At 72.5% G+C, this 14,523-nt stretch carries 15 protein-coding genes; 7 read left to right on the forward strand and 8 right to left on the reverse strand.

The annotated features are described in order from the left end of the window. Together Q0444_RS07720 and Q0444_RS07725 are read right to left on the reverse strand one after the other, a co-directional pair. Positions 1-1,272 (reverse strand): PEP/pyruvate-binding domain-containing protein (locus tag Q0444_RS07720; protein ID WP_299022696.1); only part of this gene is annotated, 1,272 nt, incomplete at its 3' end. Further along, a complete protein-coding gene (locus tag Q0444_RS07725) occupies positions 1,269-2,267 on the reverse strand; it encodes a TIGR03617 family F420-dependent LLM class oxidoreductase (RefSeq protein ID WP_291082340.1) in 999 nt (332 codons plus the stop codon). The genes Q0444_RS07720 and Q0444_RS07725, both read right to left, overlap by 4 nt. A 52-nt stretch (positions 2,268-2,319) precedes the next feature. Here Q0444_RS07725 and Q0444_RS07730 point away from each other — a divergent pair, with 52 nt between their 5' ends. The 6 genes from Q0444_RS07730 (at position 2,320) to Q0444_RS07755 (ending at position 7,627) form a co-directional block, all read left to right on the forward strand. Further along, positions 2,320-2,976 carry a TetR/AcrR family transcriptional regulator gene (locus Q0444_RS07730; RefSeq protein ID WP_299022700.1) on the forward strand — a complete coding sequence of 219 codons (657 nt, stop codon included), beginning with the start codon at positions 2,320-2,322 and terminating at the stop codon, positions 2,974-2,976. A gap of 146 nt (positions 2,977-3,122) precedes the next feature. Next, positions 3,123-4,151 (forward strand): sulfate ABC transporter substrate-binding protein, encoded by a 1,029-nt coding sequence (locus Q0444_RS07735; protein WP_299022703.1) that lies wholly within the window; start codon positions 3,123-3,125, stop codon positions 4,149-4,151. A 2-nt stretch (positions 4,152-4,153) separates the two neighbouring features. Next, positions 4,154-5,011 carry a sulfate ABC transporter permease subunit CysT gene (gene cysT / locus Q0444_RS07740; protein WP_291082349.1) on the forward strand — a complete coding sequence of 286 codons (858 nt, stop codon included), beginning with the start codon at positions 4,154-4,156 and terminating at the stop codon, positions 5,009-5,011. Then, on the forward strand, positions 5,004-5,873 hold the full coding sequence (locus tag Q0444_RS07745; RefSeq protein ID WP_291082352.1) for a sulfate ABC transporter permease subunit: 870 nt from the start codon (positions 5,004-5,006) through the stop codon (positions 5,871-5,873). The genes cysT and Q0444_RS07745 overlap by 8 nt, the downstream gene beginning before the upstream one ends. Further along, positions 5,863-6,831, forward strand: a complete 969-nt coding sequence (locus tag Q0444_RS07750) for a sulfate/molybdate ABC transporter ATP-binding protein (protein WP_299022707.1) — start codon at positions 5,863-5,865, stop codon at positions 6,829-6,831. Before Q0444_RS07745 ends, Q0444_RS07750 begins: the two co-directional genes overlap by 11 nt. A gap of 7 nt (positions 6,832-6,838) precedes the next feature. Then, on the forward strand, positions 6,839-7,627 hold the full coding sequence (locus tag Q0444_RS07755; RefSeq protein ID WP_291082357.1) for a TSUP family transporter: 789 nt from the start codon (positions 6,839-6,841) through the stop codon (positions 7,625-7,627). Positions 7,628-7,767: 140 nt separating this feature from the next. Here Q0444_RS07755 and Q0444_RS07760 read toward each other — a convergent pair whose 3' ends face one another. Both Q0444_RS07760 and Q0444_RS07765 read right to left on the reverse strand, forming a co-directional pair. After that, complete coding sequence (locus Q0444_RS07760) at positions 7,768-8,313, reverse strand: HdeD family acid-resistance protein (RefSeq protein ID WP_291082359.1); 546 nt, start codon at positions 8,311-8,313, stop codon at positions 7,768-7,770. Between the two features lie 102 nt (positions 8,314-8,415). Further along, a complete protein-coding gene (locus tag Q0444_RS07765) occupies positions 8,416-8,913 on the reverse strand; it encodes a carbonic anhydrase (RefSeq protein ID WP_299022712.1) in 498 nt (165 codons plus the stop codon). 172 nt (positions 8,914-9,085) lie between these two features. Between Q0444_RS07765 and Q0444_RS07770 the strand changes: the two genes are divergently transcribed. After that, a complete protein-coding gene (locus Q0444_RS07770) occupies positions 9,086-9,874 on the forward strand; it encodes an SDR family NAD(P)-dependent oxidoreductase (RefSeq protein ID WP_299022715.1) in 789 nt (262 codons plus the stop codon). A gap of 50 nt (positions 9,875-9,924) precedes the next feature. Here the strand turns inward: Q0444_RS07770 and Q0444_RS07775 are convergent, their stop codons facing one another. From Q0444_RS07775 to Q0444_RS07790, 4 genes are all read right to left on the reverse strand, one after another. Beyond that, positions 9,925-11,127 carry a 12-oxophytodienoate reductase gene (locus Q0444_RS07775; protein ID WP_291082646.1) on the reverse strand — a complete coding sequence of 401 codons (1,203 nt, stop codon included), beginning with the start codon at positions 11,125-11,127 and terminating at the stop codon, positions 9,925-9,927. Between the two features lie 81 nt (positions 11,128-11,208). Continuing rightward, positions 11,209-12,726, reverse strand: coding sequence for an FAD-dependent oxidoreductase (locus Q0444_RS07780; protein WP_299022719.1), 1,518 nt, complete (start codon positions 12,724-12,726; stop codon positions 11,209-11,211). Further along, complete coding sequence (locus tag Q0444_RS07785) at positions 12,726-13,694, reverse strand: diiron oxygenase (protein ID WP_291082654.1); 969 nt, start codon at positions 13,692-13,694, stop codon at positions 12,726-12,728. The genes Q0444_RS07780 and Q0444_RS07785 overlap by 1 nt, the downstream gene beginning before the upstream one ends. A gap of 156 nt (positions 13,695-13,850) precedes the next feature. After that, positions 13,851-14,516 carry a TetR/AcrR family transcriptional regulator gene (locus tag Q0444_RS07790; RefSeq protein ID WP_291082640.1) on the reverse strand — a complete coding sequence of 222 codons (666 nt, stop codon included), beginning with the start codon at positions 14,514-14,516 and terminating at the stop codon, positions 13,851-13,853. Positions 14,517-14,523 lie beyond the last annotated feature (7 nt).

A 14,523-nucleotide genomic window follows, 5' to 3' on the forward strand; every position in this document is an offset into this window, starting at 1 on the left:
GGGGGACGCGCCCCCGGCCGCCGGCGTGACCCCGAACTCCCGCCCACCCCCCCCCCCCAACCGCCCCAGCCCCCCCCGCGGATCGCCGCCGGACGGGACCCGCCAGCCGGCGATCCGCCCCTCCAGCCGCCGGATCGCCGGGCCGGCGGAGAGCGCGAAGGCGGAGAGCCGGATGGTGTTGCCCAGCCTGCGCAGGAACGGCTCGGGCGGCGCGGGGACCAGCTCCTCCACCACCCGCCCGCAGATCGAGGTGGAGAACTGCTCCAGGGAGTTGCCCACCATGCCCGAGCTCAGCGCCGTCCCCTCGGTGAGGTCGAGGAACAGGTGTCCGGAGAAGTAGCCCACCTGCAGCCACGGCCGCTCGTAGCCCGGCTGCGCCCGCGCCACCACCTGGATCGCCTGCATGGCGTGGTCGATCGCGAACCCGGAGACCGACGCCGTCAGGGGGCAGAACGCCCCCGGCATCATCTCGCCGATGTTGCAGCGCGTGTAGACGTGGTCCGCCCCGGCGACCGGGGAGTCCATCGCGCCCAGGTCGCCGGGCAGGGTGGTGATCGGCCGGGCCTGCAGCCACCACAGCCGCCCGTCCCGGTCGATCGCCCACTCCAGATCCATCGGCCGGCCCCAGTGGAGCGCCGCGCCCGAGGCGCCCGCCCGGATGGCCGCGATCTCCTCCGGCCCCAGCACCACCTCGTCGTCGTCGGGGGACTCGTGGACCACCACCTCGCCCCGGGCGTCCAGGACGAGGTGCTCCGGCGGGCGGGTGCCGTCCACCAGGGCGTCCCCGAGCCCGGCCACCGCGTCGATCACCATGAGGTCGCGACGCCCGGTCGCGGGATCGGCGGTGAACACCACCCCGGCGGCGCGGGCGTCGACCATCTGCTGCACCACCAGGTGCATCGCTGGCGTGGCGCCCCCGCCGTACGCCGAGGCCCGGCGGGAGTGCGTGGACCCGACGCAGGTCCGGACGGCGTCGGCGAGGGCCTCGGCCGAGTCCACGCCCAGGACCGTGTCGTACTGGCCGGCGAAGGACTGCTCGGCGCCGTCCTCGCCGACCGCGGAGGACCTCACGGCCACGGGCGTGGCGCCCGCCTCGGCCATGCGGGTGAACCACCGGGAGAGGTCGACGACGACGAGGTCGGCCGAGGCGTCCGCGATGACGAATCCCGGCGGCACATCCAGGCCGAGGCGCCGGAGCTCGGCCAGGCCCGCCGCCTTCCCGCCGTAGCGTCCGTCGCGGACGTCGTCGAGGTCGACCGCCGTCGGCGTCACCGGTCGGCCGCCAGCGCGTCGACGATCTGGGCCAGCGCGTCGGTCGCGATGGGGCCGGTCTGGTAGAGGCAGAGCCGGTCGGACACCCCCTCGACGCGGTCGCGGACGTGCGCGGCCACCTCCGCCGGGGTGCCGCACGCGGCGATCGTGTGGAGGATGTCGTCGCTGATCAGCGAGGTCATCTCCTGCCAGCGGCCCTGCTTGGACATGGCGTTGAGCTCGGGCTGCAGGTCCCCCCAGCCGTGGGCGTCCAGGACCGGCCTGTACGCGGGTGTGGAGCCGTAGAAGGCGAGCAGCCGGCGGGTGGACAGGTGGTCGTCGTCCCGGCCCGTGGCCACGGACACGATCACCTCGGGCACCACCTCGAAGTCCTCCTCGCGCCGGCCGGCGGCCGCGAGCCCGGCGCGCACGGCGGGCAGGGTGTGCTCGCGCAGGAACCTGGTGGTCCCGAACGGCATCACCAGCAGCCCGTCGGCCACCTCCGCGGCGGCGCGGGTCAGGCGCGGCCCGAGCGCGCCGAGGTAGATCGGCGGCGGCCCGTACGGGGTGGGCCCGGGGACGAAGGTCGGGGTCATGAGGGTGTGCCGGTAGAACTCGCCGCGGAAATCCAGCCGCTCGCCGGTCGCCCAGGTGTCGAAGACCGCCCGCAGCGCCCCCACCAGCTCCGTCATCCGCTCGACCGGGCGGTCGAACGCGGCGCCGTAGCGCTTCTCGATCTGCGCGCGCACCTGCGTGCCCAGGCCCAGGATGAACCGGCCCCCGCTGAGCGTCTGGAGGTCGTGGGCCTGGTGCGCGAGCTGGATGGGGTTGCGGGGGAACGCGATCGCCACGTTGGACATCACGTCCAGGCCCGCCACCTGCGAGGCCAGGACCAGCGGGGTGAACACGTCGTGCGGGCCCTCGAACGTGAAGACCCCGGAGGCGCCGGCCTCGCGCAGCGCCTCCGCGCGGTGCACCGCGTCGGTGGGCCCGAACAGGGCGGTCATGACCTTCATGGGGCTCTCCCTGGAGATACGATTCGCGCTGTATTGGAACTAGGGTGAGCCCATGACAGCAGATGCGGGCGCGGACCGCGGGGAATCGGCCGAGACGGCGCGGCCTCGTCCCGCTTCCGGCCGGTCCGGTTCGGGCCGGCCGCGCGACGGCAGGATCGACGCCGCGGTCATCGCCGCGACCCGCGAGCTGCTGCTCGAGACGGGCTACCCCGGGCTGACCCTCTCGGCAGTCGCCGTCCGCGCCGGGACCACCACCGCCGCCATCTACCGGCGGTGGTCGGGCAAGACGCAGCTGGTCCACGAGGCGGTGTTGTCCGCCGAGCCGATCCCCGCCCCCGACGAGTCCGGTGACGCCCGGTCCGCGATCAGGGCCCTGGTCGAGGCGGTCCGGGCGATCTTCGACCGGCCCGAGGTGCGGGTGGCGCTGCCGGGCCTGATCGCCGACACCGTCGCCGACCCCGACCTGCACGCGCGGATGATCACCCGGTTGTCGGGCAACCTCACCGCGTTCGACACCCGCGTCGGCCGTGAACACCGCGAGGGGGATCACCTGCCGGTGCTCGTCGAGGCGGTCGCCGGCGCGGTGATCTTCCGCATCCTCGTGCGCCGCGACGCCGCGCTGGACGAGGCCTGGGTGGACGAGCTGACGGAGCTGCTCACCGGGGGACGGCCGGCGGACCCCCCGCCCGACGCGGCGGGGCGCCGGTAGGTCCCACCTCGTTGCGCCCGTAGACCGTGCCCGGCGCGCGTGCCGGGTTCGGTTCACGGTGAACAAAACACTTCGCGGTCCGTGTCCGGTCTCGTTACCTTCGCCTGACGATGCCGCCCGGCAGACACGGCGAAAGTGGACAGCACATGATCAGCAGAAGGACCATCACGAGGCTGGGGACCAGCATCCTGGGTGTGGGGCTCACCGCGGCCCTCGTGGCAGGGTGCGGCGGGTCCGCGTCCGGCGACGAGTTGTCGATCGTCGGGTTCGCCGTCCCGGCCGAGGGCAACGCCGCCGTGCAGGCCGCGTTCGCCGAGACCCCGGACGGCGAGGGCACCAGCTGGCTCACCTCCTACGGGGCCTCGGGCGACCAGTCCCGCGCCGTGGCCAACGGGCAGCCGGCTGACGTCGTCCACTTCTCCGTGGAGCCCGACGTCACCAGGCTCGTCGACGCCGGCCTGGTGGACCAGGGCTGGAACTCCGGGGAGAACAAGGGTTTCCTCACCGACTCCGTGGTGGTGCTGGTGGTCCGCCAGGGCAACCCCAAGAACATCACCGACTGGGAGGACCTGGCCCGCGACGACGTCGAGATCGTCACCCCCAACCCCGGCTCCTCGGGTGCGGCGCGCTGGAACATCCTCGCCGCGTGGGCGTCGGTCCTGCAGAAGGGCGGCACCGAGGCGCAGGCCGCCGAGTTCCTCGAGGCCGTGATCGGCAACGTCGCGGCGTTCCCCGGCTCGGGCCGCGACGCCACCACCGCGTTCCTCGACGGCACGGGCGACGTGCTCATCTCGTACGAGAACGAGGCCATCCTCGGGAAGCAGCAGGGCCAGGAGTACGAGTACATCGTCCCGGACCGCAGCCTGCTCATCCAGAACCCCGCGGCCGTGACCACCTCCGCGCCGGAGACCGCGCAGCGCTTCCTGGACTTCGCCCTCAGCGCCGAGGGGCAGCAGATCTACGCGCGGTACGGGTTCCGGCCCCTGGCCTCGGTCGCCGACCGGGTCGACACCAGCCAGATCGACGGCGTGGCCGACCCCTCCGACCCGTTCCCGGAGGTCCCCGAGCTCTACACGGTCGACGGCGACTTCGGCGGCTGGAAGGCCGTCGTGGACACGTACTTCGACGACGACGGGATCATCACCGGGATCATCCGGAAGTCGGGCCTGAACTGACGATGACCGCCGTCGTCCCACCATCCGTCACGTCGCCGACGCCGGTCCCCCGGCGTCGGCGACGCGGGGCCCGCACCACGCTCACCCGGCCGGCGTCGGTCGCGCTCGGCGTGTCCGTGCTGTGGTTCAGCCTGCTGGTCCTCATCCCGCTGGCCCTGGTGGTTCTCTCCTCGGCGGAGGGCGGCTGGCAGGCCTTCTGGTCCACGCTGACCAACGTCCAGACCGCCAACGCGATCAGGCTGACGCTGCTGTCGGCGCTCGCGGCGACCGTGGTCAACGTGGTGGTCGGCACCCTCATCGCCTGGGTCCTGGTCCGCGACCGGCTTCCCGGCAAGCGGGTGATCGAGCTCGTGATCGACATCCCCTTCGCCCTGCCGTCGCTGGTGGCGGGTCTGGTCCTGCTCAGCCTCTACGGGCCCAACAGCCCGATGGGCCTGACCATCGCCGGCACGCCGTACTCGGTGTTCCTCGCGGTCCTCTTCGTCACCCTGCCGTTCGTCGTCCGCACGGTCGAGCCGGTGCTGCTCGAGCTGGACCCCCAGGTGGAGCAGGCCGCCCGGTCGCTCGGGGCGTCCCGCGCCACCACGTTCCGGCGGATCGTCCTGCCCACCCTGACCCCCGCGATCGCCGCCGGGGCCACCCTGTCCTTCGCCCGCGGGGTCGGGGAGTTCGGCGCGCTGGTCCTGTTCACCGGCAACCGGCCCAACATCTCCGAGGGCGCCCCGATCCGCATCCAGAGCTACATCGAGATCGACGACGTGGCCGCCGCCGCCACCGTCGCGGTGGTGCTGCTTCTGGTGGCGCTCCTGGCCATCGGGATCCTCGACCTCATCTCGCGACGGGTGGCACGGCATGGCTGAGCACGGCCCGACCGCCATGACCCCGGCCGGCGAGCCGGTTCGGCGGCGCCGGCCGGTGCCGACGTGGGGGCTCGTGCGCCTCGTCGTCGTCGTCACCTACCTGTTCCTCCTCGTCGGCTGGCCGCTGGCGATGATCGTGCAACGCACCTTCTTCGACGGCAACAACCACCTGGTCTCCGCGCTGGGCGACCCGTCCGTGCAGAACGCCCTGCTCGTCACGCTCTCCAGCGCGCTGTGGGCGGTGGTGCTCAACACGGTCTTCGGCATCACGCTGGGGATCCTGCTGGTGCGGCACGAGTTCCCCGGCAAGCGGCTGCTGAGCTCGTTCATGGACCTGCCGGTGTCGGTCTCGCCGATCATCGTGGGTCTGGCGCTGCTGCTGGCCTACGGGCCCGCGCACGGCTGGCTCGGCCGGCCACTGGCCGAGATCGGCGTCTCCGTGGTGTTCTCCTACACCGGCATCGTCCTGGCCGTCACGTTCGTCTCGCTCCCGCTGGTCCTGCGCGCCGTGGTGCCCGTGCTGCAGGAGATCGGCGACGACCAGGAACTCGCCGCGCGCAGCCTCGGGGCCTCCGGCCGGCAGACCCTGTGGCGCATCACCCTGCCCGCCATCAAGTGGGCCGTGGCCTACGGCGTGGTGCTCACCTTCGCCCGCGCGATCGGGGAGTTCGGCGCGGTGCTGATCGTCTCCGGCGGCATCGTCAACCGCACCGAGACCGCCACGATCGCCGTGCAGCGGCTCCACCAGGGGTTCGACACCGGCGGCGCCTACGCCATCGGCTTCCTGCTCGCGCTGATCGCCGTGGCCGCCCTGGTGATCGTCATGATCCTTCGACCGAAAGAGGACCCCCGTGGGGATTGAGATCTCAGGCGTCGGCAAACGCTACGGCGACTTCGTGGCGCTGGACGACATCAGCCTCTCCGTGCCCTCCGGCGGGCTCACCGCGCTGCTCGGCCCGTCGGGATCGGGCAAGACCACGCTGCTGCAGATCCTCGGCGGGCTCGAGACCGCGGACACCGGGACCGTCGAGATCGACGGCCGCGACACCACCGGGGTCCCCGCGCAGAAGCGCAACGTCGGGTTCGTCTTCCAGCACTACGCCGCCTTCAAGCACCTCACGGTGGCGAGGAACGTGGCGTTCGGGCTGGAGATCCGCAAGGTGCCCAAGCACGAGATCCGCCGGCGCGTGGACGAGCTGCTGCAGCTGGTCCAGCTGGCCCAGTTCGGCGACCGGCTGCCCGCGCAGCTGTCCGGCGGCCAGCGGCAACGCATGGCCCTGGCCCGGGCCCTGGCGATCGAACCGAGCGTCCTGCTGCTCGACGAGCCGTTCGGCGCGCTGGACGCCAAGGTGCGCAAGGAACTTCGGGACTGGCTGCGGCGGCTGCACGACGAGGTCCACGTGACCTCGGTGTTCGTCACCCACGACCAGGAGGAGGCGCTCGAGGTGGCCGACACGATCGTGGTGATCAACCACGGTCGGATCGAGCAGGTCGGCTCCCCGGAGGAGCTGTACGACCGCCCGGCCAACGAGTTCGTCTTCAGCTTCCTCGGCCCCACCACCCGGCTGGGCGGGGTCCTGCTGCGCCCCCACGACGTGCGGGTCTCGCGGGGCCCGGAGTCCGGCGGCGAGCCCGGCCGCGTGGTGCGGTGGAAGCGGGTCGGGTTCGAGGTCCGCTACGAGGTGGAGCTCGACGGCGCGCCCGGCGCCGAGCGGGTGCACGGGCAGCTGACCCGGACCGAGGCCACCGCGACCGGCATCGGCCCGGGCGACCGGGTCTGGGTGCGCGCGCACCCCGGCGCCGACGTGCTCCGGTCCTGACCCGGCCGTGACCGGACTCCTGGTGGCCTTCACCGCCGGGCTGGTGATCGCGACCCTCACCACCCCGGTGGGGATCTCCGGCGCGGTGTTCCTGCTGCCGGTCCAGCTCCAGTTCCTGTCGGTCTCGAGCCCGCAGGTGACCCCCACCAACCTGCTGTTCAACATCGTCTCCGCGCCCGGCGCCCTGTGGAAGTTCCACCGGCGCCGGGCGTTCTCCGACTCCGCAGCCCTGACCGTGCGCCTGCTCGCGGGCACCGTCCCGGGCGTGCTGCTCGGCGCCGCGGTCCGCGTCTTCCTGGCCCCCGGCGAGGACGTCGCGCGGCTGCTGGCCGTGGCGTTGCTCGCGCCGATCGGCTACGGCCTGGTGCGGCCCCGCCGGGCGGGCGACGCCGCCGGCCCCGGGCGGGTGTCGAGGTGGGTCACCGCGCACCAGCGGACGGCGGCGTTCGTCGTGGGCGCGTTCGGCGGCGTCTACGGCATCGGAGGGGGGTCGATCCTCTCGCCCCTGCTGGTCGCCGGTGGCCTGACCGTGGGGCTGGTGGCGCCCGCCGCCCTGGCCACCACCTGGATCACGTCCGTGGTCGGGGCGGCCGCCTTCACCGCGCTCGCACCGTTGTCCGCCGGGACCGTCTCCCCGGCGTGGGGGATCGGCCTGGCCTGTGGGCTGGGCGGGCTGATCGGCGGGTACCTGGGGGTGATGCTGCAGCCGCGGATCCCGGAGCGGGGACTGCGGGCGGGCCTCGGGGCGGCGGCGCTGGCCGTCTCCGCGCTGTACGCGGCCCAGCTCCTCACCTGACCCCCGCCCGCCGCGCCTTCTCTCCCCACCCGTGGGGGTGGGCGGGCTCCGGATGGAACGGCAGCGGCCCGTCGTGGTCCGCCGCGCCGGATCGGCGGGCGGGTCACGACGGGCCGCGGTGTAGCGTCGCGGAGCGGGGCTCAGTCCTTCATGGAGAAGCCGCGCACCACGTTGAGCGCGCCCAGGACGATGAGGGAGATGCCGGCGAGCCACCAGAGGAAGCCCGCGCCCCACAGCGGGGTGCTCACCAGCGAGATGCCGGCCAGCACGGAGATGATCGCGAAGAAGATCGTCACGCCCTTCGAGCTGGCCTCGCTGAGGGTGAACAGCGCGGTGAAGCCCTCGAAGATCCACATCACGCCGATCAGCACGGTGATGAAGATGCCGAGGAACGCGGCGGACTGCTGGAGGGAGGCGAAGGCGTAGATGCCCGCCACGATGTAGAGCAGGCCCAGCAGCCCGTGGCCCACGCGGCTGCCCGCGGACTGGCTCTTGGCGACGAAGGACATCGTGATGTAGACGATGCCGGCGACGATGGCGTAGACGGCGATGACGCCGGTGACGGCGACGGCGGTCTTGCCGGGCCAGAAGAGGACCGCGATGCCGAACGCGATGGCGATCAGGCCGCCAGCCAGCAGCGCGAATCGCACACCCCTGGCGACCGGGGTGAAGGTGGAAGTGGTCATTTCCGACAGACCTCGCTTGAGTGGGTCGTACGGACACGGTTGCGCCCAGCTCAAATTATCTTAATCTCGGCGTGTGCACCACGTGTCGCGGGGTGCACACGGTCAGTCGCGGGTGACCTCGCGCAGTGCGCCGGTCGAGACGTCGTAGACGAACCCGCGCACGGCGGCGCCGTGGAGCAGGAACGGATCCGACTCGACCCGGGCGAGCGACTGCCGGACGTCCGCCTCCGGCTCGGGGAACGACTCCGGCGCCCAGCGGGGCCGCAGGCCCGTGTCGGCCTGGATCTGGTCCTTGAACTCGTCGTCGCGGAAGGTGAGCATGCCGCAGTCGGTGTGATGGATCAGGACGATCTCCTCCGTGCCCAGGAGCCGTTGGCTGATCGACAGCGACCGCAGGACGTCGTCGGTGACCACGCCGCCGGCGTTGCGGATGACGTGGGCGTCGCCCTCGGTGAGCCCGAGGAGGCCGTACGGGTTGAGGCGGGCGTCCATGCAGGCCACCACGGCGATCCGGCGGCCGGGAGGCATGGGGAGGTGGCCCTTGTCGAAGTCGGCCTGGTAGGCCTTGGCGGCCTCGAGCAGTTCATCGGTGACGGTCATGTCCACCATCAAACCCACCTCACCGCGGGCCCGCCAGCATTCCCGCCACGCCGACCGGATTCCTTGCGGTGGGGCCGCGACCTGACCTCGCCCAATCCGGCCCGCTCCCAGCCCGACCTGGGTAGAACTTGCTCTTGTACGCGGGGTTGAGCAACTGACACAGGAGTGCGGAATGGGGACTCTGGACGGCCGGGTGGCGGTGGTCACGGGCGCGGGGATGGGCGTCGGTCGCGGCATCGCCGGGGCGCTCGCGAGGGAGGGTGCCTCGATCGTCGTGGCCGAGATCGACGAGGCGGCCGGCACCGGGACCGCCTCGTGGCTGCGCGACGAGTGGGGTGCGCAGGCCGAGTTCGTCCGGACCGACGTGACCGACAAGGCGCAGGTCGTCGGCATGGTCGACGGGGCGGTCAGTCGCTTCGGTCGACTCGATGTCCTGGTCAACAACGCCTGGAAGGGCTCGGGCTTCGCCCGGCTCGAGAACATGACCGACGACAACCTGCGCTCCGGCTTCGAGATGGCCGTGATGGCCGCCTTCTGGGCCATGCAGGCCGCCCTGCCGGAGTTGGAGAAGCGCGGCACCGGGCGCGTGATCAACCTCTGCTCGCTCAACGGCGTCAACGCCCACATGTACTCGGTGCAGTACAACGCGGCCAAGGAGGCGCTCCGTACGCTCACCCGCACCGCGGCACGCGAGTGGGCGCCGCGGCAGGTGTGCTGCAACGTGATCTGCCCGGGCGCGCAGAGCGAGGCGTACAGGCGCGTCGCCGAGGCCAACCCGGAGATGGCGGCGGCGATGGCCGAGGCCAACCCGATGGGCCGCGTGGGTGACCCGCTCGACGACATCGGGCCGGTCGCCGCCTTTCTCGCCGGGGACGCCAGCCGCTACCTCACGGGAAACACGCTGTATGTCGACGGCGGCTCGCACATCAACGGCGTGCAGTGGGCGCCGTCGGTCGACTAGGGGACGGCGTCGGCCGACACCCGTGACGGCGTGGGCCGACGTTCGGGCCGTCAGTCCTCGGCCTGGCGCAGCGGCATCTCGTGGACCTCGCGCACGAACTCCGGCAGCGGACCGGCCTCGCGCAGGACCCGGGCGATCGCCGGCTCGGCCAGGTGGAGGCGGCCCAGGGAGATGAGGTCGAACTCGCCGCGCTCCATGGCCGCCACCACGGCGTCGATGTTGTCCGCGGAGTGGGTCGGCTTGCCGGACTTCTGCTCGCGCAGGGAGGTGCCGATGCCCACCCCGCCCACCGCGCCGGAGGGCAGACCGGTCAGTCGGCGGGCCCATCCGGCCAGGGTCACCGTGCCGTCGTCCCCCTCGAGGTCGGGGAAGGCGGGATCGTCGAAGCGGCGGGTGGAGGCGTCGAACAGGTCGACCCCGGCATCGGCGAGGGCGCCCAGGTAGACGCCCAGCTCCCCGGGCGTGGTGGCCTTGCGGACGGTGTAGTCCTGCTGAGTGTGTTGGGAGAAGCGGTAGAACAGCGGGGTGTCCGGCCCGATCGCCTCGCGCACCGCGGCCACCACCGCGGCGGGGTAGCGGCTGCGCGCGGCCAGGTCCCCGCCCCAGGAGTCGGTGCGCCGGTTGGTGTCGGCCCAGACAAAGGAGTCGAGGAGGTAGCCGTGACCCCCGTGGAGGGTCACGCCGTCGAACCCGGCCCGGACGGCCAGCGCGGCGGACCGGGCGAAGGCGGCGATGGTCTCGGCGATGTCCGCCTCGGTCATCGGCGCCACCTCGGGCGACCAGCGGGCGATGCTGCGCTCGGAGTAGGTGGTGACCCCCGGGGTGCCCCACCGCCCGGACGGGCGCATCGGGTGCATCTGCATCAGACGATCCCGGTCGGGGCGGTCGAATCGCGCGTTGGCGCCCCACAGCGGACCCACGTGCCAGAGCTGCGCGAGGATCCGGCCGCCCGCGGCGTGGACCGCGTCCGTCACCACCCGCCACGCGGCAACTGACTCCGGGCCGTCGAGGCGGGGGATCATGGAATGGTCCACCGAGGTCGGGTGATCCACGCCGATGCCCTCGGTGACGATGAGCGCGGTCCCGCCGGCGGCGCGGTCGGCGTAGTAGTCCCGATTGACATCGTCCGGCAGCCCGCCCGGGCAACCCATCCGGGTCATCGGCGACATGACCAGGCGGTTGGCCAGGTGCATGCCCCGGACCTCGAGGGGTCGGAACAGGGCCTCGCGGGTGGGGGCGATCGGTGCCGTCATGGTGGTGTGACCTCTTCTTCCCCGGTGGCGGCGATCCGGGTGTCCGCGTCGCGGCCCGCCATCAGTTGACGAGTGTCAATGTTATCCGAGCAGGTCGGGTCGGGGCCACCCCGCCCGCGCCCGACCCGGGAGCCGCCCCGCGTCGGCGTCGGCGAGCAGCGCGTCCACGGTCTCCCGCGCGCAGGTCTTGTTGGAGCCGATGAACCCGCGCGGGCCGCGCTTGATCCACCCGACCACGTACGCGCCCGGGACCTCGTCCCCGCCGGGACGGTCGAGGACCCGGCCGGCCCGGTGGGGGATGGTCGCCGTGACCGGGTCGAACGGCACGCCGGGCACGGGCACGCCGCGGTAGCCCACCGACCGCACCACCAGTCCCGCGGACAGGACCTCCTCCGACCCCGGGATGACGGCCGCCCGCCCCCCGCCCTCCCCGGCCGTCGGCTCCGTCCGGGCGACCCGCAGTCCCTCCACCCGCTCGTCGCCGAGGATCTCCACCGGCGCGGTCTGGAACCGCAGGACTATCCGGGGGCTCCCCGCCCGCGGCGTGCGGGCGGCCACCTCCGCGAGGCGGTCCAGCAGGAGGCGGCCCTGACGGTCGGTGCCGGCGTCGGGGTCGATCGCGCCGGGGGTCTGGACCCGCAGGTCGATGTCCCGGCGCGACGCCAGGCCGACCAGTTCCGGGAGGGTGAACGCGGCGTGCGCGGGCCCGCGACGACCCAGCACGACGACCTCCCGGACGCGACTGCCCCGCAGCGCCGCGAGGGCGGTGGGCGAGATGTCGGTCCGGGCGAGCGAGTCCGCGGGGGTGACGAGGATCCTCGCGACGTCCAGGGCGACGTTGCCATTGCCCACGATCACGGCACGGTGGTGGTGGAGCGGCACCCGGGTGTCCACATGGTCCGGGTGCGCGTTGTACCAGGACGCGACCTCCGTCGCGGACATGCTGCCCGGGAGATCGGAGCCCGGGACGTCGAGGGGGCGATCGGTGCCGGCGCCGGTCGCGTAGATCACGGCGTGATGCCGCGCGGCCAGCTGATCGGCGGTCAGGTCCCGGCCGATCTCCACCCCGAGCCGGTACTCGAACCCCGGTTGGGCCTCGATGAGGGCGAACAGGTCCGTGACCGAACGCGTCCGCGGGTGGTCGGGCGCGACACCGTGCCGGGCCAGACCGTGGGGGACGGCCAGGCGGTCGAAGACGGTCACCTCGACGCCCGGCTGCCTGAGCAGCTCGTCGGCGGCGTAGAGGGCGGCGGGTCCGGCTCCGACGATCGCCACCCGCAGCGGCCCGCGCCCGGGCTCCAGCCGGCGGAGCCCGGGGACCGGTGCCTGCGGCGGGTAGGTCCGATCGGGATCGCTCAGCGCCGCGTTGAGGTCGAGGAAGACGCGCTGGTCGGGGGCGAGGCTGTCGCCGGGCACGATCGCCCCGACCGGGCACGCGCCCACGCAGGCCCCGCAGTCCACGCAGACGTCCGGGTCGATGTAGAGCATGTGGGCGGAGCCGAAGTCCGGTTCGTCCGGGGTCGGGTGGATGCAGTTGACCGGGCAGGCGTGGACGCACGAGGCGTCCGCGCAGCACGACTGGGTGACGACGTGGGGCATCAGGTGCGGGGAGAGTAGGTGACGGGCGGCTCGCTCCGGTAGCGCGAGGCGCGCCCGTCGATCTTCAGGGCCCGCCAGACGCGCCGGGCCAGGGGGTTCATCAGCCCGGACTGCTCGGCGAGCATGCGCACGTCGGAGAAGAGGTCGGACAGGAACGCCCGGGACTCCGGGCTGTTCCAGTACAGCTCGGACACGACCTCGCGGGGGATGTCGAACTCCTCGCGGAACTCCCTCGTCGGCTTGAGGACGGCGTCGCCCAGGACCCGCATGATCACGGGGAACGCGAGCGAGGCGACGATCCGGTCCACCCGGCCCAACCGCGGGGCGTGGCGGGCCACGAAGGTGTGCGCGAAGGAGATGTGCCGGGCCTCCTCCGCCACGTGGATCTCCATGATGCGGCTCAACACGGGCGGGAGATCCGCCGCGCTGCGGAGCACCTGCTTCTGCGAATGGTCGATGGGCTCTTCGCCGGCGAGGACCCCGATGAAAAAGCCCACCGGCGCGAGGGAGGCGAACAGGGGGATGACCGGGGAGGCCCGACGGATCCATCGCGGGAGCCCGGGCACGTCGGCCCCGATGACGTTGACGCCCTGCTGGAACATCTGGGTGTGATGGCACTCCTCGGTGGCCTCGTGCGTGAGGTAGCGGAACTCGGCCGAGCCGTTGTCCAGGGTCGAGACGTACTGCATGATCCCGCGGATGAGGATGTTCTCGAACTGCAGCCCGATCTTCATGATGTTGGCCTGGCGCCACAGGCCGATCTCGATCTGCGTGGCCACCGGCAGTTGCCGGTACCAGGGATGGCTGCCCAGCGGGTCGACCCCGGCGGGCAGCACCCACCGTTCGTCGCGGGGGTCCACCCGGAAGTCGGGATGGTCCCAGGGCACGTCGACGAACGCGTCGAAGTGGCGGCGCACGGACGCCTCGGAGAGCCGGAGCAGCGCGGCGTCGTACTCCTCGCGGGACATCGACGGTGCGGGCGTGTCCACGGTCATGGCGGTCCCTTTCGTTCCGGCCCGGGCGGGCCGGGGTGGCGAGACCCCGGGAGTACAGAGTGACAATCTGGGTCTCTTTGTACCTCAGGCTAGGCAGGGGGGATCCCGGTGTCAACGGCCTGCGGCGACCTACTGGTCCGAGGGACGACCCCGCGGCCCCTGCAGTTGCGGGCCGAGGTGCGTCCGCGCGAACGCCCGCGCCACGTCCGGGTCGTCGAGGTCGATCGTGGTGGACGGGGTGAGGACGAACGAGATCACCAACCGGACGGCGACCTCGGCGGCGACGAGCAACTCCTCGTGGGTCCGCCGGTCGTCCAGGCTCGTGGCCATCTCCGAGGCCAGGAACTCGGCGCTGCTGCGGACCAGTGGTTCGGCCAAGACGGTGAGGTAGGGGACCGACACCTCGGGCTCGCTCTCCAGGAGCCGGTTGAGCAGGCTGTGCCCCCGCAGGGTGTCCACGGTGTAGAGGAACCCCTCGGTGAGCTTGGACTCCACGTCGTCGTACCGGTCTATCTCCTTCTTCAGCCCCGCCAGGATCCGACCGGATTCGCGGAGCAGGACGGCGTTGACCAACTCCTGCTTGTTGGCGAACCGGCGGTAGAGGGACATCCGCGACAGGCCGGAGCGTCGAGTGATATCCCCCATCGTCGACCGGGTCACCCCGAACAGCTCGAACTGCCGCATCGCCGCGTCGATGATCTGCTCCCCCATCGCGTCGGTCGTCGCGGCCGGGACGTGCCGGTCGAGGGCGGCCCGGAGGAACGCCGCAGCCGTGAGGGGGAGATCCGACGTCATGCGGGAA

It is taken from the genome of uncultured Dietzia sp., from assembly GCF_937873725.1.
In the GTDB taxonomy this organism is placed as follows: domain Bacteria; phylum Actinomycetota; class Actinomycetes; order Mycobacteriales; family Mycobacteriaceae; genus Dietzia.

Bases quoted from the DNA above. Each gene is read 5' to 3' on its own strand.
- Q0444_RS07725 (WP_291082340.1), bottom strand. From the start codon at position 2,267: ATGAAGGTCATGACCGCCCTGTTCGGGCCCACCGACGCGGTGCACCGC.
- Q0444_RS07730 (WP_299022700.1), top strand. From the start codon at position 2,320: ATGACAGCAGATGCGGGCGCGGACCGCGGGGAATCGGCCGAGACGGCG.
- Q0444_RS07735 (WP_299022703.1), top strand. From the start codon at position 3,123: ATGATCAGCAGAAGGACCATCACGAGGCTGGGGACCAGCATCCTGGGT.
- cysT (WP_291082349.1), top strand. From the start codon at position 4,154: ATGACCGCCGTCGTCCCACCATCCGTCACGTCGCCGACGCCGGTCCCC.
- Q0444_RS07745 (WP_291082352.1), top strand. From the start codon at position 5,004: ATGGCTGAGCACGGCCCGACCGCCATGACCCCGGCCGGCGAGCCGGTT.
- Q0444_RS07760 (WP_291082359.1), bottom strand. From the start codon at position 8,313: ATGACCACTTCCACCTTCACCCCGGTCGCCAGGGGTGTGCGATTCGCG.
- Q0444_RS07765 (WP_299022712.1), bottom strand. From the start codon at position 8,913: ATGACCGTCACCGATGAACTGCTCGAGGCCGCCAAGGCCTACCAGGCC.
- Q0444_RS07770 (WP_299022715.1), top strand. From the start codon at position 9,086: ATGGGGACTCTGGACGGCCGGGTGGCGGTGGTCACGGGCGCGGGGATG.
- Q0444_RS07775 (WP_291082646.1), bottom strand. From the start codon at position 11,127: ATGACGGCACCGATCGCCCCCACCCGCGAGGCCCTGTTCCGACCCCTC.
- Q0444_RS07780 (WP_299022719.1), bottom strand. From the start codon at position 12,726: ATGCCCCACGTCGTCACCCAGTCGTGCTGCGCGGACGCCTCGTGCGTC.
- Q0444_RS07785 (WP_291082654.1), bottom strand. From the start codon at position 13,694: ATGTCCCGCGAGGAGTACGACGCCGCGCTGCTCCGGCTCTCCGAGGCG.
- Q0444_RS07790 (WP_291082640.1), bottom strand. From the start codon at position 14,516: ATGACGTCGGATCTCCCCCTCACGGCTGCGGCGTTCCTCCGGGCCGCC.